Genomic DNA, 25,969 nt, shown 5'->3' on the forward strand with positions numbered 1-25,969 from the left:
TACACCACAAAATCACACAAACACTCTCCGCCACCCTATGCGCGCGCCACCTCCCGCACAGGGGCCATAGGGCCTGTCAACGGCCCCCGGGACACGACACCCCGCCCCTGGACACCCCGCGAAGACCCCGTGTAGCAACTCCCCCATGACGATCAACGGCGGTATCTCCTTCTGGTACGCGACCGACCCCACCGCTCCCCGGCCACCGCGCACCCCCCTCACCACCGACGCCACGGCAGACGTCGTCATCGTCGGCGGCGGCTACACCGGCCTGTGGACGGCGTACTACCTCAAGCGCGCCGCCCCCGACCTCCGCGTCACCGTCCTGGAGCAGAAGTTCTGCGGCTACGGCGCCTCGGGCCGCAACGGCGGCTGGCTCTACAACGGCATCGCCGGCCGCGACCGCTACGCCGCCCGCCACGGCCACCAGGCGGCCCAGCGCCTCCAGCGGGCCATGAACGAGACCGTCACCGAGGTCATCAAGACCGCCGCCGCCGAACACATCGACGCCGACGTCCACCAGGGCGGCGTCCTCGAAGTCGCCCGCACCCCCGCACAGCTCACCCGTCTCAAGGCCTTCCACGCCGCCGAAACCGGCTTCGGCGAGAGCGACCGCGTCCTGCACGACGCCGCCGGCACCCGCGCCCTCATCGACATCGCCGACGCCGTCGGCTCCAGCTGGACCCCGCACGGCGCCCGCATCCACCCCCTCAAGCTGGTCCGCGGCCTCGCGGCCGCCTGCGAACGCCTCGGCGTGGTGATCCACGAATCCACCCCCGTCACGGAACTCGCCCCGCGCCGCGCCGTCACCCCCTACGGCACCGTCCGCGCCCCGTACGTCCTGCGCTGCACGGAGGGCTTCACCGCCGCCCTCAAGGGCCAGCGGCGCACCTGGCTCCCGATGAACTCCTCGATGATCGCCACGGCCCCGCTGCCGCCGTCCGCCTGGGAGTCGCTGAACTGGTCGGGCTCCACGCTCCTCGGCGACATGGCCCACGCCTACATGTACGCCCAGCGCACCGCCGACGGCCGCATCGCGATCGGCGGCCGGGGGGTCCCGTACCGCTTCGGCTCGCGCACCGACCACGACGGCCGCACCCAGCCGGCCACCGTCACGGCCCTCACCGACCTGCTCTTCTCCTTCTTCCCCCAGCTCACCGGCACGCCGATCACCCACGCCTGGTCGGGCGTCCTCGGCGTCCCCCGCGACTGGTGCGCCACCGTCACCCTGGACGCCACCACGGGACTCGGCTGGGCGGGCGGCTACGTCGGCTCCGGCGTGGCCACCGCCAACCTCGCGGCCCGCACCCTGCGCGACCTCGTCCTCGGCGAGAGCACCGAACTGACCGGCCTCCCCTGGGTCCAGCACCGCGTCCGGCGCTGGGAGCCCGAGCCCCTGCGCTGGCTCGGCGTACACGCCCTCTACGCCGCCTACCGCGAGGCCGACCGCCGCGAAGCGGCCACCCACCGCCCCACGACCACCCCCCTGGCCCGCCTGGCCGACCGCATCTCAGGCCGCACCTGACCCACCGCCCACCCCGCGCGGGACCCCCCTCCGCACACGCCGAAGGCCCCGGACCAAAAGGATCCGGGGCCTTCGCGCGCGGAGCCCCCTGTCGGATTCGAACCGACGACCTACGCATTACAAGTGCGTTGCTCTGGCCGGACTGAGCTAAGGAGGCGGGGCCGCACTCACTCTACACAGCGCTCGATTCGGGGGGCCATCACGTTCCGGGCCCCCCGGAAGGGGGGCGGCGGGGGGATCCGGGGGCTCCGGGGGCTGACAGGAGGCGTCCCGGCGGGTAGCGTCGGGCCCAGTCCGGTCAACTGGACTAGACCTTCCACTCGGATCGTCCGGCACGTTCCTGCCGGTAGAAGGGATACACCACCATGGCTTCTGTCACCTTCGACAAGGCGACCCGCCTCTACCCGGGCGGCGACAAGCCCGCCGTCGACCAGCTGGAGCTGGAGATCGAGGACGGCGAGTTCCTCGTCCTCGTCGGCCCCTCCGGCTGCGGCAAGTCCACTTCCCTGCGCATGCTCGCGGGCCTGGAGGACGTCAACGGCGGCGCCATCCGCATCGGTGACCGCGACGTCACGCACCTGCCGCCCAAGGACCGGGACATCGCGATGGTGTTCCAGAACTACGCGCTGTACCCGCACATGACCGTCGCCGACAACATGGGCTTCGCGCTCAAGATCGCCGGTGAGGACAAGGCCACCATCCGCCGCAAGGTGGAGGAGGCGGCCAAGATGCTCGACCTCACCCAGTACCTGGACCGCAAGCCCAAGGCGCTCTCCGGCGGTCAGCGCCAGCGCGTGGCGATGGGCCGCGCCATCGTCCGCAAGCCGCAGGTCTTCCTCATGGACGAGCCGCTGTCGAACCTCGACGCCAAGCTCCGCGTGTCGACCCGCACGCAGATCGCCGCGCTCCAGCGCGACCTCGGCATCACCACCGTCTACGTCACCCACGACCAGGTCGAGGCCATGACGATGGGCGACCGCGTGGCCGTCCTCAAGGACGGTCTGCTCCAGCAGGTCGACACCCCGCGCAACATGTACGACCGGCCGGCGAACCTCTTCGTGGCCGGGTTCATCGGCTCGCCCGCCATGAACCTCGTCGAGGTGCCGATCACCGACGGCGGCGTGAAGTTCGGCGAGAGCGTCGTCCCGGTGTCGCGCGAGGCGTTGTCCGCCGCCGCCGACGCGGGCGACCGTACGGTCACCGTCGGCGTCCGCCCCGAGCACTTCGACATCGGTGACACCGGCGGCCTCTCCGTCACCGTCAACGTCGTCGAGGAACTGGGCGCGGACGGCTACGTCTACGGCAGCACCACGCTCGGCCTGGAGAAGGCGACGCAGGACATCGTGGTGCGCGTCGGCGGGCGTCAGGTGCCCGAAAAGGGAGCGACCCTGCACGTGGTGCCGCGCGCCGACGAGATCCACGTGTTCTCGACCTCCTCGGGCGTACGACTGTCCCGCTGAGGTTTCGGACCGGCGCGCCGCGAACGCGCGCGAGGAGGGGCGTCCCGCCAAGGGGCGCCCCTTCCGCGCGAGTTGCCCACGGCCTCCGCACGAACCCCGGCAGACCGGTCCATTCGGCCGCACCCGTCAACCCCGGATTCGAAAAGCCACGTCGAACCGTCCCCCGACCGGGTGACTAAATGTCGCCAAATCCTCACCGAGCGCTACTCTCGCCCTCGTGACCCACACTGCCCGCCGTATCGGCCGTTCCCTCGCCCTGGTCCTGCCCGTCGTCCTGGTCCTGTCCGGAACCCTCGCGGTCACCATGGTCCCGTGGGCGGACAATTCCCCTTCCCAGATCCTGACCGCCTCCGCCGAGGACGTCTCGGTCCCCGCGAAGCCGCGCGCCGCACAGGACGTGCTGCGCGAAAAGCTGCTCGGTGAAATCCGGCAGGGCGAGGACCCGGGCGACGTCCTGACGCACCTCCAGCAGGAGGTCGACAAGCGGCCCTCCCTCGCCGAGCACTGCGTGGGCATCGCGCGGGCGTTGGGCCGGGCGGCCGTGGACGCCTACGGGCCGACGAAGGCGCAGTCCTTCGCGCGTCCGGTGTGCGACACGGCGTACGCGTCCGGCGTCGCCTCGATGGGCTGACGTCCGCCGCGCCTGCCTCCGCCGGGGCAGGGGCCGTCCTTACGCTGACGGCCATGAGCGACGTTCCCCCCGCACCGCCCGTACCGCCCGCATCCCCCGCACCCCCCGTACCGCCCGCATCCGCCCCGTCCGCCGCTTCGGCCCAACCCACCGACCGCGCAGCCGCGTTCCCCGCACCGCCCGCCCAGGCCGTCGTCCTGGCGGGCGGCCAGGGTTCGCGGCTGCGGCCGTATACGGACGACCGCCCCAAGCCGATGGTGGAGATCCCGGGAACGGGGCTGCCGATCATCGGGCACCAGCTGGCCTGGCTGGCCGCGGAGGGGGTCACCGACGCCGTCGTCTCCTGCGGGCACCTCGCGGAGGTGCTCCAGGAGTGGCTGGCCGGGGCCTCCTTGCCGCTGCGGGTGACGACGGTGGTGGAGGAGGAACCGCTGGGACGCGGCGGCGGCCTCAAGTACGCCGCCCGGCACCTGCCTTGCGCCGACCGGCCGTGGTACGCGACCAACGGCGACGTGTGGACGCGGTTCCCGCTGCGCGAGATGGCCGCCTTCCACGAGGAGCGGGGCGCGCTGGCGACGCTGGCACTGGCGCGGCCGCGGATGCCGTGGGGGGTGGTGGAGACGAACGAGTTCGGGCAGGTGCTGGACTTCATCGAGGCACCGCCGTCGCCGTACCCGGTGAACGCGGGGGTCTACGTCTTCGCTCCCGAATTCACCCCGCTGCTGCCGGACTTGGGGGACCACGAGCGGACCACGTTCCCGCACCTGGCGCGCGAGCGGCGGCTGGCGGGCTTCCCGCTGCCGCAGGGGGCCTACTGGCGGGCGATCGACACGGCGAAGGACCTGACCGAGGCGGCCCGGGAGTTGGCGGCCCAGAACCCCGCCTGAGCCACCCTTCCCGCCCCCGGTACGCCTCCTCGCGCCCCGGTACGCCGGAGGGCCCGGCGCGCTCGTGGCGTGCCGGGCCCTCGGGGCGGATGCGGGACGGTCAGCGGTCGGCGGTCAACGGTCAGCGGTCAGCCGAGGAGCCCGCCGACGAGGCCGGGCTTCTTGGCCGGGGTGTCCCCGCCGCCGCCCCGGTTCCCGGAGGAGGAGGCGGGCGGCTGCTGCGGGCTGGACTGCTTGGGGGCGCTGCTGCGCGGGGTCTGGCCGCTGCCGCCGCCCCTGGTGGAGGTGCTGGGGGCCCCGGAGCCGGTGCCGGCGCTCTCCCGGGCGGTGGTTCCGCCGCCGGTGCGGGAGGGCTTCGCGGCGGGACTGGCGGAGGCGGTGGCGGAGGGACTGGCCTGCTTCGAGGGCTGCTGGCGGGCGGGCTGCCCGGGCTGCTTGGCGGGGGCCTGCGGCAGCGGGCTGCCGGGCAGGTAGTTGCTCGGGGCCTGGCCGGGGCCGGGCACGGTGACGACGGTGCTGGAGCGGACGGCCCCGCCGAGGAGGGAGCCGATGATCAGGGTGAGCCCGCAGACGACGGTGGCCATCACGGCACCGCGCCGCAGGACCCGGCGGCGCAGCCGCCAGACCTCGCTGCGCGGCCCGAGGGTGCGCCAGGCTTCGCCGGCGAGGCGTCCGTCGAGGGAGTAGACCGGGGCCCCGGCGATGATCAGCGGGCTCCAGGCGGCCAGGTAGATGATGTCGGGGGCGTCGTAGGCGGGGACGGTCTTCCAGCTCACCGTCATCAGGAGCGCGGCGGAGAGCAGGGCCCCGATGCAGGCGGCGAAGCGCTGCCACAGGCCGAAGACCGTCAGGACGCCCACGATGACCTGGAGGAAGGCCACGCTGAGCCCGGCCCCCACCGGGTGGGCGAGGGCGAAGTCGCGCAGCGGTTCGGCCAGCGCCCAGGGGTGCAGGGTCTGGAGCCAGGTGACCATGGAGCCGCGTTCGCCGCCGTCGAAGTAGACGGGGTCGCAGAGCTTGCCCATGCCCGCGTAGACGGAGATGAAGCCGAGGAAGACGCGCAGCGGGAGCAGCACGACCCCGAGGTTCATCCGGCGGCCGGGGTAGTAGGAGGCCTGGGCCCGCGGGTCGGCCGGTCCGCGCCGGGCGTCGGGGCCCGTCTCGGGGCCGGAGTAGCGGCCCCCGTCGTACTCGTCGTGGGGCAGGTCGCGCACGGCGGCGAGGGAGCGGGTCTCGTCCGGGTCGCCGTAGCTGCGCTGGCCGATGACGGTCGGGGTGGCGAGGGTGTCGTCGGCGAGGTCGTTGGCCAGGTCGACCCGGGGGATGGTCTGGGTGGTGCCGCCGTCGTACTCGTCGTGTCCGCGGCCGGCCTCCCGCACGGCCTGGAGGAGCCCGCCCATGGCCGCGGCGTCGCCGGGGGCGGCCTTGCCGCTCCAGACGACGGGGGCCCGGCGGCGGGTGGCTCCGGCGGCGGCGACCACGGCGGCGCCGAGTACGGGTGCGCGGCCGGGGGCATTCGCGGGCTTGGAACGCGCGCTCGGGCTCGGTGCGAGCCGCACGCGGAAGCTGGCGTGGTTGACGATGACCTGTGCGGGGTCGCACGGCACCTTGACCATGCTCAGCGCGGGCTGGTCGTCGAACCCTGACGTTCTGGTGTCCACACTCATCTAACCGAGTGATGGGTGTTTAGGACACTGCCTTGACAGCAGGGATCTGTCCGAGACCCGTCAAGATCAAGTCACCCCGCCCGGAGGGGGCGGGGTGACACGCTCACGGGTCACGTCCGATGAGCCAAGTGGATCAAGCGGACCGCACCGCCGTGCGGGCGGCCCGTACGGATCAGACGCGGCCGGCGTCGGCGCGGCGGCGGGCGGCCTCGTACAGGACGACGCCCGCGGCGACACCGGCGTTCAGCGACTCGGCGCCGCCCGGCATCGGGATGCGGACGAGGTAGTCGCAGTTCTCGCCGACGAGGCGGCCGAGGCCCTTGCCCTCGGAGCCGACGACGATGACGACCGGCCCGGCCAGCTCGGCGAGGTCGTTGACCGTGTGCGTGCCCTCGGCGGCGAGGCCGACGATGGTGATGCCGGCCTTCTTGTAGTCCTGGAGGGCGCGGGTCAGGTTGGTGACGCGGGAGACCGGGGTGCGGGCGGCGGTGCCGGCCGAGGTCTTCCAGGCACCGGCGGTCATGCCGGCGGCGCGGCGCTCGGGGATGACCACCCCGTGCCCGCCGAAGGCGGAGACGGAACGGACGATCGCGCCGAGGTTGCGCGGGTCGGTGACCCCGTCGAGGGCCACGATCAGCGGGTCCTCGCCGTTGTCGTACGCGGCGGCCGTGAGGTCCTCCGGGTGCGCGTACTCGTAGGGCGGGACCTGGAGGACCAGGCCCTGGTGGTTGAGCCCGTTGGTCATGCGGTCGAGCTCGGGGCGCGGGGCTTCCATCAGGTTGATGTTGCCGCGCTCGCCGGCGAGCTTGAGGGCCTCGCGGACGCGCTCGTCGTTGTCGATGAACTGCTGGACGTAGAGGGTGGTGGCGGGGACGCCGTCGCGCAGGGCCTCGAAGACCGGGTTGCGGCCGACGACCATCTCGCTCGTGCCCTTGACGCCGCCGCGGCGCGGGGCCGGGCGGCGCTTGGCGGCCTGGCGGGCCATCGCGTTGCTGATGCGGTTGGCCTTGTGCTTCTTGCGGTCCTCGGCCTTGGGCGTGGGGCCCTTGCCCTCCAGGCCCTTGCGCCGCTGGCCACCGCTGCCGACCGTGGCGCCCTTCTTGTTGGACGTGCGGCGGTTCCTGCGCTGGCTGTTCCCGGCCATGACCTCTACCTGTTTTCGTTGGTGCTGCGATATGTACGTATGAAGAGTGTGCCGCCCGGATCGCCGGGCGGCACAGTCGGACTGCTCCGGCGGGCCCTGTCGGTCGTACGCGCCTAGCGCGGGCCGAGGGTCCAGCGGGGTCCGGTGGGGCTGTCCTCGATGACCAGGCCGGACTGCTGGAGCTGGTCGCGGATGGCGTCGGCGGTGGCCCAGTCCTTGCGGGTCCGGGCCGATTCGCGCTGCTCCAGGACCAGGCGCACGAGGGTGTCGACGGCGCCGTGGAGGTCCTCGCCCCGGTCGGCGGCCTCCCCGGCCCAGTGCGGGTCGAGCGGGTCCAGGCCGAGCACGCCCAGCATGGCCCGTACCTCCGAGAGGCGGGCGATGGCGCCGTCCTTGTCGTCGGCGGCCAGCGCGCTGTTGCCCTGGCGGACGGTGGTGTGGACGATGGCGAGCGCCTGCGGGACGCCCAGGTCGTCGTCCATCGCCTCGGCGAAGGCCGGCGGCACCTCGCCCGCGGGCTCGACGGGGCCGCCCGCCTTCTCGATGACGCGCTGGTAGAAGCCCTCGATGCGGGCGAAGGCGGACTCCGCCTCGCGCAGGGCCTCCTCGCTGTACTCGATCATCGAGCGGTAGTGGGGGGTGCCGAGGTAGTAGCGCAGGACGATCGGGCGCCACTGCTTGACCATCTCGGAGACGAGCACCGAGTTGCCGAGCGACTTGGACATCTTCTCGCCGGACATGGTGACCCAGGCGTTGTGCACCCAGTACTTCGCGAACTCGTCGCCGAAGGCCTTGGCCTGGGCGATCTCGTTCTCGTGGTGCGGGAAGATCAGGTCGAGGCCGCCGCCGTGGATGTCGAAGGCCTCGCCGAGGTACTTGTGCGCCATCGCGGAGCATTCGAGGTGCCAGCCGGGACGGCCGCGGCCCCAGGGGGTCTCCCAGGAGGGCTCGCCGGGCTTGACGGACTTCCACATCGCGAAGTCGCGCGGGTCGCGCTTGCCGGTCTCGCCGGTGGACTCCGGCTGGCGGATGTTGTCGAGCTCCTGGCGGGAGAGCGAGAGGTAGCCCGGGAAGGACTTCACGTCGAAGTAGACGTTGCCCTCGGAGGCGTAGGCGTGCCCGCGCTCGATGAGCCCGCGCATCATCTCGATCATCTCGGGGACGTGGCCGGTGGCACGCGGCTCGTAGCTGGGCCGCAGGCAGCCGAGCGCGTCGTACCCGGTGTTGAAGGCCAGCTCGTTGTCGTAGCCGATGGACCACCACGGGCGGCCCTGGTCGGCGGACTTGGCGATGATCTTGTCGTCGATGTCCGTGACGTTGCGGATGAAGGTGACGTCGTAGCCGCGGTGGGCGAACCAGCGGCGCATGATGTCGAAGTTGAGGCCGGACCGGATGTGCCCGATGTGCGGGGCGGCCTGCACGGTCGCGCCACAGAGGTAGATCGAGACGCAGCCCGGAACGAGCGGGGTGAAGTCACGGATCTGCCGGGCGCTGGTGTCGTACAGGCGAATAGTCACGGCATCCAGGGTAGTGGGCCTCTAGCAGTGCCCCGCGACCCTTTCGGCACCCGGGGCCGGGTTTGTTGCCGGCGGGTCCCGCGACGGGGTCCCGTACGGGCGGTTTTCCCGTTGTGGCCGCCGCGCGGAGGGGCCGGCCCTCGACCGCCCCGCGAGGCTCCCCCGGCCCGCCCCCGACGCCGGGACCGGGCCGCGCTCGCGGCTCCCGGTCCCGGACCGGGCGCGTCAGGCGCGGTAGACGAGGGCCGTGGCGATGGCGGCCAGCCCTTCGGCGCGGCCGGTCAGGCCCAGCCCGTCGGTGGTGGTGCCGGAGACGGAGACGGGGGCGCCCGCCGCGGCAGCGAGCGCCTTCTGCGCTTCTTCGCGCCGCTTGCCGACCTTCGGGCGCACGCCGATCACCTGGACCGCGATGTTGCCGATCTCGAAGCCCCCGGCGCGCACGATCCGGGCCGCTTCCGCCAGCAGGGTGACCCCGGAGGCGCCGGACCACTCGGGGCGCGAGGTGCCGAAGTGGGCACCGAGGTCGCCGAGGCCGGCGGCGGAGAAGAGCGCGTCACAGGCGGCGTGGGCGGCGACGTCCCCGTCGGAGTGCCCGGCGAGGCCGTCCTCGCCCTCCCACAGCAGCCCGGCGCACCACAGCTCGCGCCCGGCCTCGAAGGCGTGCACGTCGGTGCCGATCCCGACGAGCGGCATCGTCGGCGCCCCGGCGGAACCTGCGGAACTAGTAGGCATCGGTGGCCCTCCTGCGGGCGAGTACGGCCTCGGCGAGGACCAGGTCGAGCGGACGGGTGACCTTGAAGGCCTCTTCGTGGCCCGGGACGACCACGACGGTGACGCCGGTGCGTTCCACCATGCCGGCGTCGTCGGTGGCGCCGTCGCCGCTCACCGCGATGGCCGCGTGCGCGCGCAGCAGCGTCGCGAGGTCGAAGCCCTGCGGGGTCTGCACGGCGCGCAGCCGGGCCCGCTCGGGCGTGGCGACGACCGGCTCGGGCTCGCCGGGCGCGCCGGGCTCGACCTCCTTGACGGTGTCGGCCAGCGGCAGGGCGGGGACGACGGCGGGGGCGCCGCCGCGCACGGCCTCGATGACGGAGTCGACGGTCTCGACCGGTACGAGCGGGCGGGCCGCGTCGTGGATCAGTACGGAGGTGACGTCGGCGGGGAGCGCGTCCAGACCGGCCCGTACGGACTCCTGGCGGGTCTCCCCGCCGGGGACGACCAGGATCTGCGTGCGGTCGGGCAGGGCGTGCTCGTCGAGCAGGTTGCGCACCTCGGCGGCGCCGTCGGGCGGGGCCACGAGGACGACGAGGGAGACCGCACGGGAGCGGGCCATGGCCCGGACCGCGTGGATCAGCATCGGTGTCCCGCCGAGGGCCCGCAGGGCCTTGGGGGCACCGGGGCCGAGGCGTACCCCGCGGCCGGCGGCCGGGATCACCGCGGCGGTGCGGTGGGGGCGCGTTGGGTCAGACATCAGTAGGAGCTCCGGGCCAGGTTTGTGACTTCGGCCCACATGGGTATGGCCTGAAGGGTGCCGGGTGCGACGCCCTCGCCCCTTCCGTGACGACCGGTCGAGCCGGCTGCCCGGACCCGGCACGCCAGGTGGTGGGGATGCGGACCCAGTGGTGGGGAAGCGGATCCAAGTGGTGGGGAAGCGGATCTACGGGTCCAAAGAACATGGGTGCAGACATGCCGCAGCGCCCGGCAACAGCCCTCTCGTGGAGGAGAGGGCTTGTCATCGGGCACCGCGGCACACTGTGGTTCGGTTCGGGCGTCAGGACGCGAGAACCTCGTCGAGGAGGGCCTCGGCCTTGTCCTCGTTGGTGTTTTCGGCGAGCGCGAGCTCGCTCACCAGAATCTGGCGCGCCTTCGCGAGCATGCGCTTCTCACCCGCGGAAAGCCCGCGCTCACGCTCACGACGCCACAGGTCACGCACCACTTCGGCGACCTTGATGACATCGCCAGAAGCGAGCTTCTCCAGATTTGCCTTGTAGCGCCGGGACCAGTTCGTCGGCTCTTCTGCGTACGGTGCGCGGAGCACCTCGAAGACCCGGTCCAGCCCGTCCTGGCCGACTACGTCGCGAACACCGACGAACTCCGCATTGTCCGCAGGCACACGAACCGTCAGGTCGCCCTGGGCGACCTTGAGCACCAAGTAGGTCTTGTCCACGCCTTTGATCTGGCGAGTTTCGATGGCCTCGATCAGCGCGGCCCCGTGATGGGGATAGACCACGGTGTCGCCAACCTTGAACGTCATGTGACAGGTACCCCTTCCGTGGCTATCCAGGGTAACACGAGAACTGACTGTTATGAATGGCGTTTTCGCAGGTCAGGGCACATCTCGGGGCTTGACAACAGCGACACGATCGTGCTGCGAAGGGCTTCCGGAAGGGGGTATTCGCAGGTCGGAGCCGCTGCGCGGACCAGCCGAATCGACCACGCTACACCTGGCGAAGGAGCTCACGAGTGTGACGTACGTCCCGTTTTGCCGGGTTGAGACGCCCGAAACCCGCGTACTCCGTTCGACTGGCGGGCACCCGTACGGAGCGGGTTCCGGCCCAATCCCGAATTGATCACCGGACGGCGTTCGAGGGAATCCCGGAATTGATCACCGGGAGGCGTCCGGCGGGTTATGCGAATGCAAGATCGCGGGAGCGCCGCAGCCGGGCGCACCCGCTGCGGAGGGTCGGGTGCGGGGGCGGGGCGGCGGCTCGGTAACCTAAGCGCGCTGACACACCCTTAGGGCGGCTTTACCTCGGCCGTCCCGAGAGCCCACCCTCCTGTCCGTACGTCCTAGGAGTTGCCGCAGCCGTGAGCCGCAGCCTTCGACGCGGCGCCCTCGCCGCTACCGCCGTCGTGTTCTCGATCGCCTCGCTCGCCGCGTGCGGTGCCGGCAACGACGCGCAGACTCTAGAGATCAAGCCGGACAACGCCGCCGTCACCAAGGGCGACATCAAGGTCCAGAACGCTCTGGTGATCACCCAGGGCGAGAAGGGCAAGAAGGGCCCGGCCGCGGTCTCCGCGACCCTCTTCAACGCCGGCGACGCGCCGCAGACCCTGGACGGGATCACCCTCGCGGGTGGCAAGTCCAAGGTCGTCCTGAAGGGCGCCGAGGGCTCCGGCAAGGTCACCGTGCCCGCCGGCGGCTCCGTGGTACTGGGCGGCAAGGGCAACGCCTCCGCCGTGATCGAGGGCGGCAGCTCCGCCGTCGAGCCCGGCAACGCGCAGGAGGTCGTCTTCCAGCTGAGCCGCACCGGGGACGTCGGCATCGCCGCCTTCGTCGTCCCGGCCGCGGGCATGTACGCCGGTTTCGGCCCGACCGAGGCCCCGGCCCCCGCGGCCGCGAGCCCCTCGGGCTCCCCGTCCGGCACGCCGTCGGGCTCCCCGTCCGGTTCCCCCTCGGGCGCCCCCTCGGGCGCCGCGGGCGCGAGCCCGTCGGGCACGCCGTCCGGCTCCGCGTCGCACGGCGCCGGCCACTGACACAGGGCGCAGACGCAGGACGCACCGACTGAGGGAGGGCCCCGACCGCACGCGGTCGGGGCCCTCCCTTCATGTCCGGGGCCGAAGGCCCGGGCGGACGCCCGGGCCGAGGCGGCTTACGGCTCGAACTTGTAGCCGAGGCCGCGCACCGTGACCAGGTAGCGCGGGGCGCCCGGGTCCGGCTCGATCTTGGCGCGCAGGCGCTTGACGTGGACGTCGAGGGTCTTGGTGTCGCCGACGTAGTCCGCGCCCCAGACCCGGTCGATCAGCTGCATGCGGGTGAGCACGCGGCCGGCGTTGCGCAGGAGCATCTCCAGCAGGTCGAACTCCTTCAGCGGGAGGTCCACCTTGGCGCCGCCGACGGTGACCACGTGCCGGTCCACGTCCATCCGTACCGGACCGGCCTCCAGCGCCGCCGGGGTGACCTCCTCCGGCTCGCCGCGGCGGCGCAGGACCGCGCGGATGCGGGCGACCAGCTCGCGGGAGGAGAAGGGCTTGGTGACGTAGTCGTCGGCTCCTATCTCCAGCCCGACGACCTTGTCGATCTCGCTGTCCTTGGCGGTCACCATGATCACGGGGACGTTGGAGCGGCCGCGCAGCTGCCGGCAGACCTCGGTGCCCGGCAGGCCGGGCAGCATCAGGTCCAGCAGGACGAGGTCGGCGCCGTTGCGCTCGAACTCGTCGAGCCCGTCGGGCCCCGTCGCGGCGATCGCGACCTCGAAGCCTTCCTTGCGGAGCATGTAGGACAGGGCGTCGCTGAAGGATTCCTCATCCTCGACGACGAGCACTCGGGTCACGGAAGGACCTCCGGGGCAGGGATGACTGGTTCTGGGTCAAGCGGGGGTGGGGCGGTTGCGGGGGTCTTCGCCGGCGCCGGCGCGGCCGCCTCGGGGAGCTTCAGGGTGAACGTGGAGCCCTGGCCCTCCGAGCTCCATACGGACACCTCCCCGCCGTGCGAGGCCGCCACGTGCTTCACGATCGCCAGGCCGAGCCCGGTTCCTCCCGTGGCGCGGGAACGGGCCGGGTCGACCCGGTAGAAGCGCTCGAAGACGCGCTCGCGGTCCTTCTCCGGGATGCCGATGCCCTGGTCGGTCACGGCTATCTCGATCAAGTCTCCCCCCGGCGCGGCCACCCGGCGCGCGGCGATGCCGACGCGGGTGCGGGCCGGGCTGTAGTTGACGGCGTTCTCCACCAGGTTGCCGAGGGCGGCCGCCAGCTGCCCGCGGTGACCCCATACCCGCAGGTCGGCGGTGCCGCCGGCGGCCATGGTGATCTGCTTGGAGGTCGCCGTGTGGCGGCACCGGTCGATCGCCTCGGCCACGAGGGTGTCCACCCGTACGGGCTCGGCGTCCTCCAGGGCCTCGTCGTTCTGCACCCGGGAGAGGTCGATCAGCTCCTGCACGAGGTTGATCAGGCGGGTGGACTCGATCTGCATCCGGCCCGCGAAGCGGGTGACCGCCTCGGGGTCGTCGCAGGCGTCCATGACGGCCTCCGAGAGCAGGGAGATCGCTCCCACCGGCGTCTTCAGCTCGTGCGACACGTTCGCGACGAAGTCGCGGCGGACCGCCTCGATGCGGCGGGCCTCCGTGAGGTCCTCGACGAGCAGGAGCACCAGACGGGAGCCGAGCGGTGCGACGCGGGCGGAGACCGCGAGGGCCTCGCCGCGGCCGGTGCCGCGCCGGGGCAGGTCGAGCTCGATCTGGCGTATCTCGCCGTCCCGGCGGGTGTCGCGGGCCATGTGGAGCATGGGCTCCACGGCCAGCTTGCCGCCGCGGACCAGGCCGAGGGCATATGCCGCCGAGCTGGCCTTGACCACGGCGTCGCCCTCGTCGAGGACGACGGCGGAGGAGCGGAGCACGGAGAGGACCGTGTCCACTCCGGGCGGGAGCACCGCGTTGATGTCGGGGCGCATGGAGCTCCGGGTGGGGCGGGCCTGGTCGCGCTCGCTCCAGCGGAACGCCAGCATGGCGATCACACCGGTGCACAAACCGGCGATCGCTGCAGCTGCGGCGACCGCCGCGTTCACGTCCATGCGTCCAGGTTAAGCAGGGTCGAGGACACTTCCACAGCCGTTCGGGTGGCAGCCCGAACACTCGTCGCCCAGAGTTCACCCTGGCGACGGGGTTGATTCACTTGTGATGCCGGAGTCGGACGCCTCTGCGTCCGAACGTGTAAACGTGGGGCAATCGGCCACGCAGTAGCGAGTAGCAGGCAAGAGAGGGACACCATGCGCGACGCGTACCACGAGGAACTGGACTCGATCGGAGAAAGCCTGGTCGAGATGGCCCGGCTCGTAGGTTCCGCGATCGGGCGGGCGACGACCTCCATGCTGGACGCCGACCTGAAGCTGGCGGAGAGCGTCATCGCCGCCGACCAGAAGGTGGACGACCTCCAGCACGACCTGGAGGCCCGTGCCATCGCGCTGCTGGCCCGCCAGCAGCCGGTCGCGACCGACCTGCGCATCGTGGTGACCTCGCTGCGGATGAGCGCCGACCTGGAGCGCTCCGGCGACCTGGCGCAGCACGTGGCGAAGCTGGCGCGGCTGCGCTTCCCGGACACGGCCGTGCCGCGCGACCTGCACGCGACGATCCTGGAGATGGGACAGCTGGCGCAGCGCCTGATGGCGAAGGCCGCCGAGGTCATCATCACGAAGGACGTGGACCTGGCGCTCCAGCTGGAGCAGGACGACGACGAGATGGACCAGCTGCACCGCACGCTGTTCCAGCACCTGATGGACGACCGCTGGAAGCACGGCATCGAGACCGCCGTCGACGTGACCCTGCTGGGCCGCTACTACGAGCGCTTCGCCGACCACGCGGTGTCGGTGGCCAAGCGCGTGGTGTACCTGGTGACGGGTGAGCACGCGGACGAGCTCCAGCAGCCGACGCAGGTCGACGGCGTCTGAGGGCGCCCGCGGGGCCCGCGGGCGGCGGGGGCGCCGACGAGCCCCAATGCGCCGTTGACGCGCCGGTGTGGCTGGGCATGAATGAGGCGGGGGCGCTCCGTCTGCAGGGCGTCCCGTACGTGCGCCCACGAGGAGGATCCATGCCCGATTCCCCCGTCCCGCTCACCCCGGAACAGGAGCAGCAGCAGTCCCGGCCGGAGCCCCTGCGACTCCCGCTGCTCGCGGCCTGCGGCTGCGGTTCCGGCTGCGGCTGCGGCTGCCAGTCCGGTGCCCCCTGCCAGTGCGGCGGCTGACCCCGCCCCCGGAAGCACGCCCGAAGGGCCCCGCCCGGCCGATCCGGTCCGGCGGGGCCCTTCGCCGTGTGCGGGTCCGTGCCGGTCAGTCGCCGGTGTTGGTGGCCCAGACCGGCTGGTTGTTGCTGTTGTAGACGACGACGTTGCCGTCGTCCTGGACGGACAGGTAGTGGCCCTTGTGCCAGGTGCCGGCGGCCCAGACGGGGTTGCCGTTGCCGTCGTAGACGACGAAGTTGCCGTCCTCCTGGAAGACGGCGCTGCTGGCCTTGGGCCAGACGCCCGGCGCCTGCCAGGCCGCGTGGCCGTCCTTGTAGAGGACGAAGTTGCCGTCGCCCTGGACGCGCAGGACGGTCCGGCCGTTGCCGGAGGTCCAGGCCTGGTTCTTGTGGAGGGTGGAGCCGCCGTAGAAGTGGGCGTCGCTGCGGGCGGCGGAGGCCGCGGCGGCGGGCGCGGACGCGGCGTCGGCGGCCGGGACGGAAGCGAGGACGGGCAGGAGCGCGAGGGCGAGCGCGGGGAGGCCGCGCCGCACGAAGTGCTTGATCATGACACGGAGTTGTAGCCGGGCCGCGTGCCGGCCGGACAGCGCAGAAACGAAGCACTCACCCGTCCGGCCCACCACCTTCAGTGCCGAAACGCCACTGCGCCCCCACCCAGCCCCACCCTCCCCCACCCCAAACCAACGATTTCCCCCCACCCCGACCCAAAACCGCCCCCACCCCCACTCGGGCAGCGAAAAGCCCCCCGTCCGCCGGGAAGCGGCGGGCGGGGGGCTTCGGCGTGGGTGGGGTGGTTACTTCTTGCCCTGGTTCTTGACGGCTTCGATGGCGGCCGCGGCGGCGGTCGGGTCGAGGTAGGTGCCGCCCGGGTTCAGGGGCTTGAAGGAGGCGTCCAGTTCGTACGCGAGCGGGATGCCGGTGGGGATGTTGAGGCCCGCGATGTCGGCGTCGGAGATGCCGTCCAGGTGCTTGACCAGCGCGCGCAGGGAGTTGCCGTGCGCGGCGACCAGGACGGTGCGGCCCGCGAGGAGGTCGGGGACGATGCCGTCGTACCAGTACGGGAGCATGCGGACGACGACGTCCTTCAGGCACTCCGTGCGGGGGCGGAGCTCCGGCGGGATCGTCGCGTAGCGCGGGTCACCGGACTGGGAGTACTCGGTGCCGTCCTCGAGGGCCGGCGGCGGGGTGTCGTAGGAGCGGCGCCACAGCATGAACTGCTCCTCGCCGAACTCGGCGAGGGTCTGGGCCTTGTCCTTGCCCTGGAGGGCGCCGTAGTGGCGCTCGTTCAGGCGCCAGGAGCGGTGGACCGGGATCCAGTGGCGGTCGGCGGCCTCCAGCGCGAGCTGGGAGGTGCGGATCGCGCGCTTCTGGAGGGACGTGTGGACCACGTCGGGGAGGAGGTCGGCGTCCTTCAGGAGTTCGCCACCGCGGACTGCCTCCTTCTCGCCCTTCTCGTTGAGATTGACGTCCACCCAGCCGGTGAACAGGTTCTTCGCGTTCCACTCGCTCTCGCCGTGACGGAGGAGGATCAGCTTGTACGGTGCGTCGGCCATGCGTACGAGCCTAATGGACGGCCCGGGGCGCTCGCGCGCGGTGCGGGACGGGCCCGAGGGACCTTCGATTGACGTCCGGCGTCAATCCAGTGGCGGTGGCGGGGGCGTCCTCGTAACGTGCGGGAAGCAGCAGAGACGCTTACACCGCCGGGGGGATTCCTTATGTCCGTTGCCAGTATGAGACGGGCCGCCCGGGAGAGCGTGTCGGGTCTGCCGAGTGCCTTCTGGTGGCTGTGGGCGAGCACGCTCGTCAACCGGCTCGGGGCCTTCGTCGCCACATTCATGACCTTGTACCTGACCCTGGACCGGGGCTACTCGGCCTCCTTCGCGGGACTCGTGGTCGCCCTGCACGGGCTGGGCGGCGTGGTGTCCTCGCTGGTGGCCGGGGTGATGACCGACCGGCTGGGGCGGCGGCCGACGATGCTGGCCGCGAACGTGTCGACGGGCCTGTCGGTGGCGCTGCTGGGCTTCATGGAGCATCCGGCGGCGATCGCGGCGGTGGCCCTGCTGGTGGGCATGACCTCGAACGCCTCGCGGCCGGCGGTCTCCGCGATGATGGCGGACATCGTCCGGCCGGAGGACCGGGTACGGGCCTTCGCGCTGAACTACTGGGCCATCAACCTCGGCTTCGCGATCAGCTCGGCGGTGGCGGGCCTGGTGGCGGAGTACAGCTACCTGGCCGGTTTCCTCGGCGAGGCGGCGCTGACCCTGCTCTGCGCGGTGCTGGTGTTCCTGAAGCTGCCGGAGTCGCGGCCGGTGAAGGACGCGGCCGCGGAGGCGGCGGCCGGGCCCGAGGTCCGGCTGGGGACGGTGCTGCGGGACGGGCGGTTCATGGGCGTCGTCGGGCTTTCGTTCCTGATCTCGCTGATCTTCACGCAGGGCTCGGTGGGGCTGCCGGTCGCGATGGGCGCGGCGGGCTTCTCGCCCGGTGACTACGGGCTGGTCGTCGCGGTGAACGGGGTCCTGATCGTGGCCCTGCAGATCCCCGTGACGCGGTTCATCGAGCACCGGGACCCGCAGAAGCTGCTGGTGGTCTCGGCGCTGCTGGCCGGGTACGGGTTCGCGATGACGGCCTTCGCCGGGCCGCTGTGGGCGTACGCGCTGACCGTGCTGGTGTGGACGCTGGCGGAGATCGTGAACTCCCCGACGCAGATGGGACTGGTGGCGCGGCTGTCGCCGGTGCACGGGCGCGGGCGCTACCAGGGGATGTACACCATGTCCTGGGCGGTGGCCGCGCTGGTGGCGCCGCTGATGGCCGGCTTCGTGATCGACCACCTGGGCGCGGCCTGGCTGTGGGCGGCGACGGGGGTCCTGGGGACGATGGCGGCGCTGGGGTACTGGCTGCTGATGCGGGGGCTGCCGGCGAGCGGGCCGGGAACGGCGGTGCTCAGCGGCAGCGGCAGCGGCGGCGCACCGGCCACCGCGGAAGCGGAAGCGAAGCCGGTGGCGGCGGCAGCGGTGGCGGCCGGCGCGCGGCCGGTGGAGGCCTGAGCGGAGCCCGCGGGGGCGGCCGGGCAGGTCCCGGCGCCCGTCCGGCGCGTCAGGACGACGGGCGCGTCAGGTGCTTGAACGCGTCCAGGTTGCGGGTGGACTCGCCGCGCGAGACGCGCCAGTCGTACTCGCGCCGGATGGCGCCGGCGAAGCCGAGCTCCAGCAGGGTGTTGAAGGCGCCGTCCGCCGCTTCCAGGACGGTGCCCAGCAGCCGGTCGAGGTCCTCCGGGGTGATGACGGACAGCGGCAGCCGGGCCGTGAGGTAGACGTCGCCGAGCGGGTCGACGGCGTAGGCCATTCCGTAGAGCTTGAGGTTGCGCTCCAGCAGCCAGCGGTGGACGCCCGGCTCGTTCTCGTCGGGATGGCGGATGACGAAGGCGTTCACCGAGAGGGAGTGGCGGCCGATGCGGAGCGAGCAGGTGGTGCTCAGCTTGCGGGTGCCGGGGAGCTGGACGACGTAACTGCCCGGCTCGGGGCTCTCCCAGCTCAGCTCGGCGCCGGCCAGCGTGGACTCGATGATCGCGGCGGTGTCAGCGTCAGCCATGGTGGGAGCGTACGCGACGGCGGTGATCGTGCATGGCTGCGGTGTACACGTCAGCCGTGCCGCTGGCGGCGGTGTCCCAGCCGAAGAACTGCGCGTGCCGCGCGGCCTCGGCGCCCATGCGGTCGGTGAGGCCGGGTTCGTCCACGAAGCGGCGCAGTTCGCGCGCGTAGTCCACCGGGTCGTGGCCGGGTACGAGGATGCCCGTCACCCCGTCGTTGACGGCGACGGGCAGGCCGCCGACCGAGGCGGCGAGGACCGGCGTGGCGGTGGCCTGGGCCTCGATCGCGACGAGCCCGAAGGACTCGCTGTAGGACGGCATGACCAGGACGGACGCGGCCCGGAACCAGTCGGCGAGCGCGTCCTGCCCCACCGGCGGGTGGAAGTGCACGAGGTCGGCGATGCCGAGCCGGGCGGCGAGCTTCTGCAGCCCCTCGGGCTTGGCGAGGCCGCTGCCGCTGGGGCCGCCGACGACGGGGACGAAGAGGCGGGAGCGCAGCGAGGGGTCGCGGTCGACCAGTTCGGCGACGGCGCGCAGCAGGATGTCGGGGGCCTTGAGGGGCTGGATGCGGCCCGCGAAGAGCGGGATCACGGCGTCCCGGGGCAGGCCGAGGCGGGCACGGGCGGCGGCGCGGCCGTCGCCCGCGGTGAAGCGGTCGAGGTTCACGCCGGGGTGGACGACGGCGACCTTGCCGGGGTCGGCCTCGTAGTGGCGCACGAGCTCGTCGGCCTCTTCGGCGGTGTTGGCGATGAGCCGGTCGGCGGCGACGACGATCTGGGTCTCGCCGATGACGCGGGCGGCCGGCTCGGGGGCGTCGCCCTCGGCGAGGGAGGCGTTCTTGACCTTGGCCATGGTGTGCATGGCGTGGACGAGCGGGACGCCCCAGCGTTCGGCGGCGAGCCAGCCGACGTGGCCGGAGAGCCAGTAGTGGGAGTGGACGAGGTCGTAGTAGCCGGGGCGGTGGCCGGCCCAGGCCTGCATGACGCCGTGGGTGAAGGCGCACAGCTGGGCCGGGAGCTCCTCCTTGGCGAGGCCTTCGTACGGGCCCGCGTCCACGTGCCGTACGAGGACCCCGGGCGCGAGCTCGACGACGGGCGGCAGCCCGCCGGTGGTCGCGCGGGTGAAGATCTCGACCTCGATGTTGATCGCGGCGAGGCGCTTGGCGAGCTCGACGATGTAGACGTTCATGCCGCCGGCGTCGCCGGTGCCGGGCTGGTGCAGCGGTGAGGTGTGCACGCTGAGCATGGCCACGCGGCGCGGCTTGCGGTGGTGGCCGACGGCCGGCAGGCGCAGCCGGGGCTGGTCGTGGCGGGGTCCGCGGGCAGCGGCGATGCGGCCGCTGATGCTGCCGCCGAGACGGGACACGTACTGGCTCAAGGGAGCTGTTCCTCTCGCTCGGATCGCGTCGCTGTGATCGCGTGGACGACGGGCTGGGCAGCGCACACGGGGTGGCATGGCTGCGGGAGCGCGGTCGGCGCCCTGCTAGGAGTGCAACCCGGATGGCGGTCCCGCGCATTCCGGGGAAGCGGAACTTCCTGGTCGGAAGACCGGTTTTTTATCTTGCCGGGCCCGTCGGCATACGCTCGGCGCATGGTCTCCCGCAGCGCTCAGCCGCCCCCGAAGCGCCCTGTCGGCACCGTGACGCGCGGGACCACCAACCCGAACCGGCTGCGGCGCATGGACCGCTGGATCGCCGCCGCGCACGGGGCCCGGCTGCGCCGGGAGGAGGCGCCGGTCGCGGTGGACCTCGGGTACGGGGCGGCGCCCTGGACGGCGGTGGAGCTGCTGGCGCGACTGCGGGAGGCGGCCCCGGGGGTGCGGGTGGTCGGCATCGAGATCGAGCCGGCGCGGGTGGCGGGGGCGAAGCCGTACGAACGGGACGGGCTGAGCTTCCGGCACGGCGGTTTCGAGGTGCCGCTGGACGGCGGGCAGCGGCCGGCCCTGATCCGGGCGGCGAACGTGCTGCGGCAGTACGACGAGGAGCGGGTCGCGGAGGTGTGGCAGCTGCTGTGCGCGCGGCTGGCGCCGGGCGGGCTGCTGGTCGAGGGGACGTGCGACGAGATCGGGCGCCGGCACGTGTGGGTGGCACTGGGGCCCGAGGGGCCTCGGACGGTGACCTTCGCGACCCGGCTCGGTTCGCTGGAGCGGCCCTCGGACCTGGCGGAGCGGCTGCCGAAGGCGCTGATCCACCGGAACGTGCCGGGCGAGCCGGTGCACGCGTTCCTGCGCGACTTCGACCGGGCGTGGGCGGCGGCGGCCCCGTACGCCTCGTACGGGGCGCGGCAGCGCTGGATCCGGACGGCGCGGGCCCTGGCGGGCGACTGGCCGCTGGCGGACGGGCCGGTGCGCTGGCGGCAGGGGGAACTGACCGTGCGCTGGGAGGCGTTGCGCCCGGCGGGATGAAACTCGGGGAACGGGGAACCGGTTGCGGGGGATGACCGTTGAGTCGTCAGGGGTGGGCGAGACGTGGGCGGTCGGGACCGGGGGCGGCATCCGCAGGGTGTTGGAATTCACCGAGTCGTGGCACCATCCCGGAGACAGTGCCAAGTTACTGATGAATAGTCAGATCTGATGCCGGATGGGGCGTCGGATGTGACTCGGGGCGCCTGGGGGAGCCATGGGGACCGCGAAGCGAGCGTCGTCGCGCGTGCAGGGAGTGTCCGCGCTGGCGCTGTTGTGCGCGATGGCGGTACTGACGGCCCCCGGGCTCGCCGCGGGCAGTGCGTTCGCCGCTCCGGGCACGCCGGCCGGTCCGGCGGCCCCGGCCGCTCCGGCGCCCGCGCCGGAGCCGGAGGGCAAGTCCCTGGAGCAGGTCCGCAAGGAGATCGAGGACCTCTACCGGCAGGCCGGCACCGCGACGGACGCGTACAACCTCGCGGTGGGCGAGACGAAGGCGCAGTCCGAGCGGATCGTGGAGATCGCCAAGCTGGTGGTGGCGGGCCAGGACCGGATCACGGGCCTGAAGGACCGCGCCGGGGCCGCCGCCCGCGCCCAGTACCGCTCGGGCGGACTGCCGCCGGGCGCCGCGCTGGCCCTGAGCGACAGCCCGTCCGCGTACCTGGACGGGGCGGGCCGGCTGCGGCAGGGCGAGAAGGCGACCACCGATCTGCTGTCCGAACTGAACCGCACCCAGACGGACTTGGAGCGGTACGCGAAGGACGCGGGCGCGCTCTGGCAGAAGATGGAGGAGAACCGGGTCAAGCAGGAAGCCGCCAAGAAGGAGATCGAGGACAAGATCAAGGCGGCGGAGGCCCTGGAGAACCGGTTGGCGGCCGAGGAGAAGGCCCGGCTGATCCAGCTGGAGCAGGAGGCCCAGTACAAGGCCCAGACGGCGTGGCTGTCGTCGGGCGCGATGAAGGACGTGAAGGGCTCGGCGACGGACGCCGGCAAGCGGGCCGTGCAGTTCGCCACCGCGCAGATGGGCAAGCCGTACGAGTGGGGGGCCGAGGGGCCGAACTCGTTCGACTGCTCCGGGCTGACCTCGCAGGCGTGGCTGGCGGCGGGGCGCGGGATCCCGCGGACCTCGCAGGAACAGCTGCGGCTGCTGCCGAAGGTCGCGCTGAAGGACATGCGTCCCGGCGACCTGATCATCTACTTCGACGACGCGAGCCACGTCGGGATGTACGTCGGCGACGGCGCGATGGTGCACGCCCCGCGGCCGGGGCGCAACGTCACGATGGCGGGCGCGGGCTCGATGCCGATCAAGGCCGTGGTCCGCCCCGACGCGTAGACCCCGGCCGGACACCGAGGCGGCCCGGCTGCGGGTGCCCGGGAACCCGGCCCGGATCGCGGTGGTCCCGGGGGTCTCGGTGGACGGGACGGGCGTTCGTCCGGGGGTGACGTTGGTCATCCCGGGGTTTCGGTTTTCCCCCGCGATAAGGGCATATGACGGAGGCCCTCCCCCTCACCCGTCCCGCCGCCCATTCCGCTCGCCGCCACCCGCCAGCTAGGGTCTGGCGCATGAGCGCACCCTCGGGGGGAGGGAAGGAACCGGAGACGACGATGCCCGCACCCGTACCGCGGCAGAGGGAGATCCCGGCCGTGGAGAGCGGAGCGGCGGCAGCCGCCGCGGCCGCCACAGCCCCCGCCGCCACAGCCACCGCCGCCACAGCCACCGCCACCGCACCCCAGGCGTCGCTGACCCTGCTGGTGATCGAGGACGACCCGGCGGGCGGCCTGACCGTCCCCGAGATCCTCGACGCCGACGGCCACCGCATCCGCCTGCGCAGCGCCCGCAACCTCACCGAGGCCGCCCGCCTGCTGACGCCCGACGTGCACTGCGTCCTGCTGGACCTCGACCTGGTCCTGCCCGGCGAGGCCGACGCCCTCGCCGCCCTGCGCCAGGTCCTGCGGATCGCCCCCCGGCACGCCGTCCTCGTCCTGACGGCCGAGGCCGACGCCGAGCGCGCCGCCGAGGCCGTCCGCGTCGGCGCCCAGGACTACCTCTTCCGCGACGAGCTCGACGGGCGACTGCTGAGCCGCGCCATCCGGTACGCCGTGGAGAGAAAGCGGGCGGACATCGCCCAGTACAAGCTCGCAGAATCGAAACTGCGCGCCCAGGAGAACGCCCGCCTGGAACGGGGTCTGCTGCCCACTCCCCTGCTGGAGGGCTCCGACCTGCGGTTCGCCGCCCGCTACCGGCCCGGCCGCAGCCGGGCCCTGCTCGGCGGGGACTTCTACGACACCGTCCGCACCCCCGACGGCACCGTCCACGCCATGATCGGCGACGTCTGCGGTCACGGCCCCGACGAAGCGGCCCTCGGCGTCGAGCTGCGCATCGCCTGGCGCGCCCTGACCCTGGCCGGCCTGTGCGGGGACGACCTGCTGGCCACCCTCCAGGAGGTCCTGGAGGTGGAGCGGCCCTGCGAGGAGATCTTCGCGACGCTGTGCACGGTGGACATCTCCCCGGACGGCCGACGCGCGGGCCTGTGCCTGGCCGGCCATCCGGCCCCGCTCATATCCAGGCCGGGCCGCCCCGCGCAGCTTCTCCCCTACGAGAACAGCGGCCCGGCGCTGGGACTGCTGCCCCGGGCCCGCTGGCCCCGCCGCCAGGTCGACCTGGGCGGCACCTGGAGCCTGATGCTCTACACCGACGGCCTCATCGAGGGCCGCATCGGGGAGGGCCGCGAACGCCTCGGCCAGGACGGCATGGTCGAGATGATCAACCGCCACCTCGACCGCGGTCTGAGCGGGGAGGGCCTGCTGGAGGCCTCCGTCACCGAGGCCCGCCGCCTCAACGGCGGCGAGCTCACCGACGACGTGGCCGTGGTCCTGCTCTCCCGCGCGGCGGGCTGACGGAGCAGCCCCCCGCGCCGGTCAGCGGCCGCCGTTGTAGGGGCCGTACGGTCCGTCGCTGCTGCTGCCGCCCCGGCGGGGGCCGCCGGAGACCTGCTTGAGGGCGGGGCGCACGTCGACCATGAACACGATGGTCGCCACGAGGCCGGCGATCTGCAGGAACAGCATCCCGAGGAAGAAGTCCACCAGGACGGTGACGCCGAGGACCACGCACCAGAAGGTCTTGGTCTGCTTGTCGGCGGCCCGGTAGGCGTCCTCGCGGGCGATCACCGCGAAGACCAAGGCCACGACGGCGAGCGCCAGCATGGCGTAGCCGAGCAACGGGAGCACCCCGTTGTTGAACCCCTGCATCAGCATCGTCTCGACCGCCTTCTCACCTCGGGCACACCTGACTCCACGCTACCGTCGCAGCCGCTTTCCGAAACGGCAACGAACCGGGCACCGCGCTGGTGCCCGGCCCGTTCTCCCCCGGTCAGCTCCCGTCGCCGGCCGGGACGGTCGCCTTCTTGGCCGCGCCACGGCGGGCGGCGCTCTTCTTCGCGGGCTTCTCGCCGTCCACGCCGTCCACGGACGCCTCGGCGGCCGGAGCGGGCTCGGCGGCGGGCTCCGGGGCAGCTGCGGGCTCCGGGACGGCAGTGGGCTCGGGCTCCACGGCGCCGGCGATGTCCACGATCTCGTCCGCGACCTCGCCGCGCCAGGCGCGCACGGTCTGCTCGCCGTGCTCGGCGACCTTGTCGTACGTCTCCTTGGCCCGGACGGCGTACTCGGCGGCCACGCCGACCCCGCGCAGCGCCAGGTCCTGGGCGGTCTCGCCCAGCTTCTTGGGGTCGATCGCCCCGAAGACCTCGGCGACCTTCGAGGTGACGGCCTCCTGGGCGACGCGCGCCCGGTCCTGGACGGCCTTCGTGTCGGTGTTCTTGACGGCCTCGATGCGGGCGGGGGCCTCGGCGCGCAGCTGCTCGATGAAGCCGGGCACCTTCTTCGCCTGCTGGACGGCGAGGTCGGCGGTGCCGGCGGCGAAGTAGAGGGGGGTGGGGTCGGTGAGGGTCTTCTTCAGGTCATCGGCGATGGCCATGTGCTGGTCCTCCCGGATCACAGTCAGTTCGTAGGGGGCACCGCGGTGTCGTCGGAGCCGGGGCCGGTCGCGTCGGCCTCGGCCTCGGCAGCCTCCGCCTCCAGCGCGTTCTCCCTGCGGAACGCGTCGTAGATCTGGAGCAGCACCTGCTTCTGCCGCTCGTTGACCGACGGGTCGGAGAGGATGACGGCCCGCGTCTCCACCTCGTCCCGGTCCCGCTCGTCGAGGATCCCGGCCTGCACGTACAGCGTCTCGGCGGAGATCCGCAGCGCCTTGGCCAGCTGCTGGAGGATGTCCGCGCTCGGCTTGCGCAGCCCGCGCTCGATCTGGCTCAGGTACGGATTCGACACCCCCGCGGCGTCGGCGAGCTGCCGCAGCGAAAGCTGGGCCTGCCGCCGCTGTTCACGGAGGTACTCGCCGAGGTTTCCGACGTTGAGCGATGCCATGCCCCGATCCTGCCGGACCCTGCTAACTATTGCAAGCGCCCGCTTGCAATAGCTCCCACACCCACCGC

Annotated in this window: 26 protein-coding genes and 1 tRNA gene; 11 read left to right on the forward strand and 16 right to left on the reverse strand. The window is 72.6% G+C overall.

Annotation, left to right across the window (positions count from 1 at the left end):
* The first annotated feature begins 145 nt into the window (after nt 1–145).
* Nucleotides 146–1,525, forward strand: a complete 1,380-nt coding sequence (locus ACGFXC_RS29145) for an NAD(P)/FAD-dependent oxidoreductase (protein ID WP_393717687.1) — start codon at nt 146–148, stop codon at nt 1,523–1,525.
* 82 nt (nt 1,526–1,607) lie between these two features.
* Here ACGFXC_RS29145 and ACGFXC_RS29150 read toward each other — a convergent pair.
* Nucleotides 1,608–1,682 (reverse strand) — tRNA-Thr (locus ACGFXC_RS29150).
* A 208-nt stretch (nt 1,683–1,890) separates the two neighbouring features.
* On the opposite strand from ACGFXC_RS29150, the gene ACGFXC_RS29155 reads away from it, so the two are divergent.
* From ACGFXC_RS29155 to ACGFXC_RS29165, 3 genes are all read left to right on the forward strand, one after another.
* Nucleotides 1,891–2,985, forward strand: coding sequence for an ABC transporter ATP-binding protein (locus tag ACGFXC_RS29155; protein WP_393717689.1), 1,095 nt, complete (start codon nt 1,891–1,893; stop codon nt 2,983–2,985).
* 217 nt (nt 2,986–3,202) lie between these two features.
* On the forward strand, nt 3,203–3,616 hold the full coding sequence (locus ACGFXC_RS29160) for a hypothetical protein (RefSeq protein ID WP_393717691.1): 414 nt from the start codon (nt 3,203–3,205) through the stop codon (nt 3,614–3,616).
* 53 nt (nt 3,617–3,669) lie between these two features.
* Nucleotides 3,670–4,503: an NDP-sugar synthase gene (locus ACGFXC_RS29165; protein WP_393717693.1), complete on the forward strand. Its 834-nt coding sequence runs from the start codon at nt 3,670–3,672 to the stop codon at nt 4,501–4,503.
* Between the two features lie 128 nt (nt 4,504–4,631).
* Here ACGFXC_RS29165 and ACGFXC_RS29170 read toward each other — a convergent pair whose 3' ends face one another.
* From ACGFXC_RS29170 to ACGFXC_RS29195, 6 genes are all read right to left on the reverse strand, one after another.
* Nucleotides 4,632–6,170 (reverse strand): DoxX family membrane protein, encoded by a 1,539-nt coding sequence (locus tag ACGFXC_RS29170; RefSeq protein ID WP_393717695.1) that lies wholly within the window; start codon nt 6,168–6,170, stop codon nt 4,632–4,634.
* Between the two features lie 172 nt (nt 6,171–6,342).
* Nucleotides 6,343–7,314 (reverse strand): 23S rRNA (guanosine(2251)-2'-O)-methyltransferase RlmB, encoded by a 972-nt coding sequence (gene rlmB / locus ACGFXC_RS29175; RefSeq protein ID WP_393717697.1) that lies wholly within the window; start codon nt 7,312–7,314, stop codon nt 6,343–6,345.
* A gap of 113 nt (nt 7,315–7,427) precedes the next feature.
* Nucleotides 7,428–8,831 carry a cysteine--tRNA ligase gene (cysS, locus tag ACGFXC_RS29180; RefSeq protein WP_393717699.1) on the reverse strand — a complete coding sequence of 468 codons (1,404 nt, stop codon included), beginning with the start codon at nt 8,829–8,831 and terminating at the stop codon, nt 7,428–7,430.
* Between the two features lie 225 nt (nt 8,832–9,056).
* Nucleotides 9,057–9,563 carry a 2-C-methyl-D-erythritol 2,4-cyclodiphosphate synthase gene (ispF, locus tag ACGFXC_RS29185; RefSeq protein WP_393717701.1) on the reverse strand — a complete coding sequence of 169 codons (507 nt, stop codon included), beginning with the start codon at nt 9,561–9,563 and terminating at the stop codon, nt 9,057–9,059.
* Nucleotides 9,553–10,299: a 2-C-methyl-D-erythritol 4-phosphate cytidylyltransferase gene (gene ispD / locus ACGFXC_RS29190; protein WP_393717703.1), complete on the reverse strand. Its 747-nt coding sequence runs from the start codon at nt 10,297–10,299 to the stop codon at nt 9,553–9,555. Before ispD ends, ispF begins: the two co-directional genes overlap by 11 nt.
* A 300-nt stretch (nt 10,300–10,599) precedes the next feature.
* Nucleotides 10,600–11,082: a CarD family transcriptional regulator gene (locus ACGFXC_RS29195; RefSeq protein WP_003953493.1), complete on the reverse strand. Its 483-nt coding sequence runs from the start codon at nt 11,080–11,082 to the stop codon at nt 10,600–10,602.
* A 554-nt stretch (nt 11,083–11,636) separates the two neighbouring features.
* Here ACGFXC_RS29195 and ACGFXC_RS29200 point away from each other — a divergent pair.
* Nucleotides 11,637–12,305, forward strand: coding sequence for a DUF461 domain-containing protein (locus ACGFXC_RS29200; protein ID WP_393717705.1), 669 nt, complete (start codon nt 11,637–11,639; stop codon nt 12,303–12,305).
* 116 nt (nt 12,306–12,421) lie between these two features.
* Here ACGFXC_RS29200 and ACGFXC_RS29205 read toward each other — a convergent pair whose 3' ends face one another.
* Both ACGFXC_RS29205 and ACGFXC_RS29210 read right to left on the reverse strand, forming a co-directional pair.
* Entirely contained in the window at nt 12,422–13,102 is a 681-nt protein-coding gene (locus ACGFXC_RS29205; protein ID WP_042813788.1) for a response regulator transcription factor, read from the reverse strand.
* A complete protein-coding gene (locus ACGFXC_RS29210; RefSeq protein WP_393717707.1) occupies nt 13,099–14,337 on the reverse strand; it encodes a sensor histidine kinase in 1,239 nt (412 codons plus the stop codon). The genes ACGFXC_RS29205 and ACGFXC_RS29210 overlap by 4 nt, the downstream gene beginning before the upstream one ends.
* Before the next feature lie 195 nt (nt 14,338–14,532).
* Between ACGFXC_RS29210 and phoU the strand changes: the two genes are divergently transcribed.
* Together phoU and ACGFXC_RS29220 are read left to right on the forward strand one after the other, a co-directional pair.
* Nucleotides 14,533–15,210, forward strand: coding sequence for a phosphate signaling complex protein PhoU (gene phoU / locus ACGFXC_RS29215; protein WP_351825640.1), 678 nt, complete (start codon nt 14,533–14,535; stop codon nt 15,208–15,210).
* A gap of 140 nt (nt 15,211–15,350) precedes the next feature.
* Nucleotides 15,351–15,503, forward strand: coding sequence for a hypothetical protein (locus ACGFXC_RS29220; protein ID WP_351825638.1), 153 nt, complete (start codon nt 15,351–15,353; stop codon nt 15,501–15,503).
* Nucleotides 15,504–15,588: 85 nt separating this feature from the next.
* Here the strand turns inward: ACGFXC_RS29220 and ACGFXC_RS29225 are convergent, their stop codons facing one another.
* Both ACGFXC_RS29225 and ACGFXC_RS29230 read right to left on the reverse strand, forming a co-directional pair.
* Nucleotides 15,589–16,047, reverse strand: coding sequence for a hypothetical protein (locus tag ACGFXC_RS29225; protein ID WP_393717710.1), 459 nt, complete (start codon nt 16,045–16,047; stop codon nt 15,589–15,591).
* 246 nt (nt 16,048–16,293) lie between these two features.
* Nucleotides 16,294–17,052 carry a phosphoglyceromutase gene (locus tag ACGFXC_RS29230; RefSeq protein WP_393717712.1) on the reverse strand — a complete coding sequence of 253 codons (759 nt, stop codon included), beginning with the start codon at nt 17,050–17,052 and terminating at the stop codon, nt 16,294–16,296.
* Nucleotides 17,053–17,214: 162 nt separating this feature from the next.
* Between ACGFXC_RS29230 and ACGFXC_RS29235 the strand changes: the two genes are divergently transcribed.
* Nucleotides 17,215–18,543 carry an MDR family MFS transporter gene (locus tag ACGFXC_RS29235; protein ID WP_393717714.1) on the forward strand — a complete coding sequence of 443 codons (1,329 nt, stop codon included), beginning with the start codon at nt 17,215–17,217 and terminating at the stop codon, nt 18,541–18,543.
* 49 nt (nt 18,544–18,592) lie between these two features.
* Here ACGFXC_RS29235 and ACGFXC_RS29240 read toward each other — a convergent pair whose 3' ends face one another.
* Nucleotides 18,593–19,087 (reverse strand): YbjN domain-containing protein, encoded by a 495-nt coding sequence (locus tag ACGFXC_RS29240; protein WP_393717716.1) that lies wholly within the window; start codon nt 19,085–19,087, stop codon nt 18,593–18,595.
* Entirely contained in the window at nt 19,080–20,462 is a 1,383-nt protein-coding gene (gene mshA / locus ACGFXC_RS29245; RefSeq protein ID WP_393717718.1) for a D-inositol-3-phosphate glycosyltransferase, read from the reverse strand. The genes ACGFXC_RS29240 and mshA overlap by 8 nt, the downstream gene beginning before the upstream one ends.
* Before the next feature lie 213 nt (nt 20,463–20,675).
* Here mshA and ACGFXC_RS29250 point away from each other — a divergent pair, with 213 nt between their 5' ends.
* The 3 genes from ACGFXC_RS29250 to ACGFXC_RS29260 all read left to right on the forward strand — a co-directional run bounded on the left by ACGFXC_RS29250 (nt 20,676) and on the right by ACGFXC_RS29260 (nt 24,380).
* Nucleotides 20,676–21,488, forward strand: a complete 813-nt coding sequence (locus ACGFXC_RS29250; RefSeq protein WP_393717720.1) for a class I SAM-dependent methyltransferase — start codon at nt 20,676–20,678, stop codon at nt 21,486–21,488.
* Nucleotides 21,489–21,702: 214 nt separating this feature from the next.
* Complete coding sequence (locus ACGFXC_RS29255) at nt 21,703–22,815, forward strand: NlpC/P60 family protein (protein ID WP_393717722.1); 1,113 nt, start codon at nt 21,703–21,705, stop codon at nt 22,813–22,815.
* Between the two features lie 230 nt (nt 22,816–23,045).
* The gene (locus tag ACGFXC_RS29260; protein ID WP_393717724.1) at nt 23,046–24,380 is read left to right on the forward strand and encodes a PP2C family protein-serine/threonine phosphatase; all 1,335 of its coding nucleotides are present in this window, start codon (nt 23,046–23,048) and stop codon (nt 24,378–24,380) included.
* 21 nt (nt 24,381–24,401) lie between these two features.
* Here the strand turns inward: ACGFXC_RS29260 and ACGFXC_RS29265 are convergent, their stop codons facing one another.
* From ACGFXC_RS29265 to ACGFXC_RS29275, 3 genes are all read right to left on the reverse strand, one after another.
* A complete protein-coding gene (locus ACGFXC_RS29265) occupies nt 24,402–24,737 on the reverse strand; it encodes a DUF2516 family protein (protein WP_351825624.1) in 336 nt (111 codons plus the stop codon).
* A gap of 115 nt (nt 24,738–24,852) precedes the next feature.
* Nucleotides 24,853–25,455 (reverse strand): hypothetical protein, encoded by a 603-nt coding sequence (locus ACGFXC_RS29270; protein WP_393717726.1) that lies wholly within the window; start codon nt 25,453–25,455, stop codon nt 24,853–24,855.
* A 23-nt stretch (nt 25,456–25,478) separates the two neighbouring features.
* Nucleotides 25,479–25,901, reverse strand: coding sequence for a helix-turn-helix domain-containing protein (locus ACGFXC_RS29275; protein WP_393717728.1), 423 nt, complete (start codon nt 25,899–25,901; stop codon nt 25,479–25,481).
* Between the last annotated feature and the right edge of the window lie 68 nt (nt 25,902–25,969).

The organism is Streptomyces sp. NPDC048507, from assembly GCF_043199995.1.
Taxonomy (GTDB): Bacteria; Actinomycetota; Actinomycetes; order Streptomycetales; family Streptomycetaceae; genus Streptomyces.

Bases quoted from the DNA above. Each gene is read 5' to 3' on its own strand.
- ACGFXC_RS29275 (WP_393717728.1), bottom strand. From the start codon at position 25,901: ATGGCATCGCTCAACGTCGGAAACCTCGGCGAGTACCTCCGTGAACAG.
- ACGFXC_RS29155 (WP_393717689.1), top strand. From the start codon at position 1,891: ATGGCTTCTGTCACCTTCGACAAGGCGACCCGCCTCTACCCGGGCGGC.
- phoU (WP_351825640.1), top strand. From the start codon at position 14,533: ATGCGCGACGCGTACCACGAGGAACTGGACTCGATCGGAGAAAGCCTG.
- ACGFXC_RS29195 (WP_003953493.1), bottom strand. From the start codon at position 11,082: ATGACGTTCAAGGTTGGCGACACCGTGGTCTATCCCCATCACGGGGCC.
- ACGFXC_RS29145 (WP_393717687.1), top strand. From the start codon at position 146: ATGACGATCAACGGCGGTATCTCCTTCTGGTACGCGACCGACCCCACC.
- rlmB (WP_393717697.1), bottom strand. From the start codon at position 7,314: ATGGCCGGGAACAGCCAGCGCAGGAACCGCCGCACGTCCAACAAGAAG.
- ACGFXC_RS29210 (WP_393717707.1), bottom strand. From the start codon at position 14,337: ATGGACGTGAACGCGGCGGTCGCCGCAGCTGCAGCGATCGCCGGTTTG.
- ACGFXC_RS29220 (WP_351825638.1), top strand. From the start codon at position 15,351: ATGCCCGATTCCCCCGTCCCGCTCACCCCGGAACAGGAGCAGCAGCAG.
- ACGFXC_RS29165 (WP_393717693.1), top strand. From the start codon at position 3,670: ATGAGCGACGTTCCCCCCGCACCGCCCGTACCGCCCGCATCCCCCGCA.
- ACGFXC_RS29230 (WP_393717712.1), bottom strand. From the start codon at position 17,052: ATGGCCGACGCACCGTACAAGCTGATCCTCCTCCGTCACGGCGAGAGC.
- ACGFXC_RS29235 (WP_393717714.1), top strand. From the start codon at position 17,215: ATGTCCGTTGCCAGTATGAGACGGGCCGCCCGGGAGAGCGTGTCGGGT.
- ACGFXC_RS29265 (WP_351825624.1), bottom strand. From the start codon at position 24,737: ATGCTGATGCAGGGGTTCAACAACGGGGTGCTCCCGTTGCTCGGCTAC.
- ACGFXC_RS29240 (WP_393717716.1), bottom strand. From the start codon at position 19,087: ATGGCTGACGCTGACACCGCCGCGATCATCGAGTCCACGCTGGCCGGC.
- ACGFXC_RS29250 (WP_393717720.1), top strand. From the start codon at position 20,676: ATGGTCTCCCGCAGCGCTCAGCCGCCCCCGAAGCGCCCTGTCGGCACC.
- ispD (WP_393717703.1), bottom strand. From the start codon at position 10,299: ATGTCTGACCCAACGCGCCCCCACCGCACCGCCGCGGTGATCCCGGCC.
- ACGFXC_RS29170 (WP_393717695.1), bottom strand. From the start codon at position 6,170: ATGAGTGTGGACACCAGAACGTCAGGGTTCGACGACCAGCCCGCGCTG.
- ACGFXC_RS29260 (WP_393717724.1), top strand. From the start codon at position 23,046: ATGAGCGCACCCTCGGGGGGAGGGAAGGAACCGGAGACGACGATGCCC.
- ispF (WP_393717701.1), bottom strand. From the start codon at position 9,563: ATGCCTACTAGTTCCGCAGGTTCCGCCGGGGCGCCGACGATGCCGCTC.
- ACGFXC_RS29225 (WP_393717710.1), bottom strand. From the start codon at position 16,047: ATGATCAAGCACTTCGTGCGGCGCGGCCTCCCCGCGCTCGCCCTCGCG.
- ACGFXC_RS29255 (WP_393717722.1), top strand. From the start codon at position 21,703: ATGGGGACCGCGAAGCGAGCGTCGTCGCGCGTGCAGGGAGTGTCCGCG.
- ACGFXC_RS29270 (WP_393717726.1), bottom strand. From the start codon at position 25,455: ATGGCCATCGCCGATGACCTGAAGAAGACCCTCACCGACCCCACCCCC.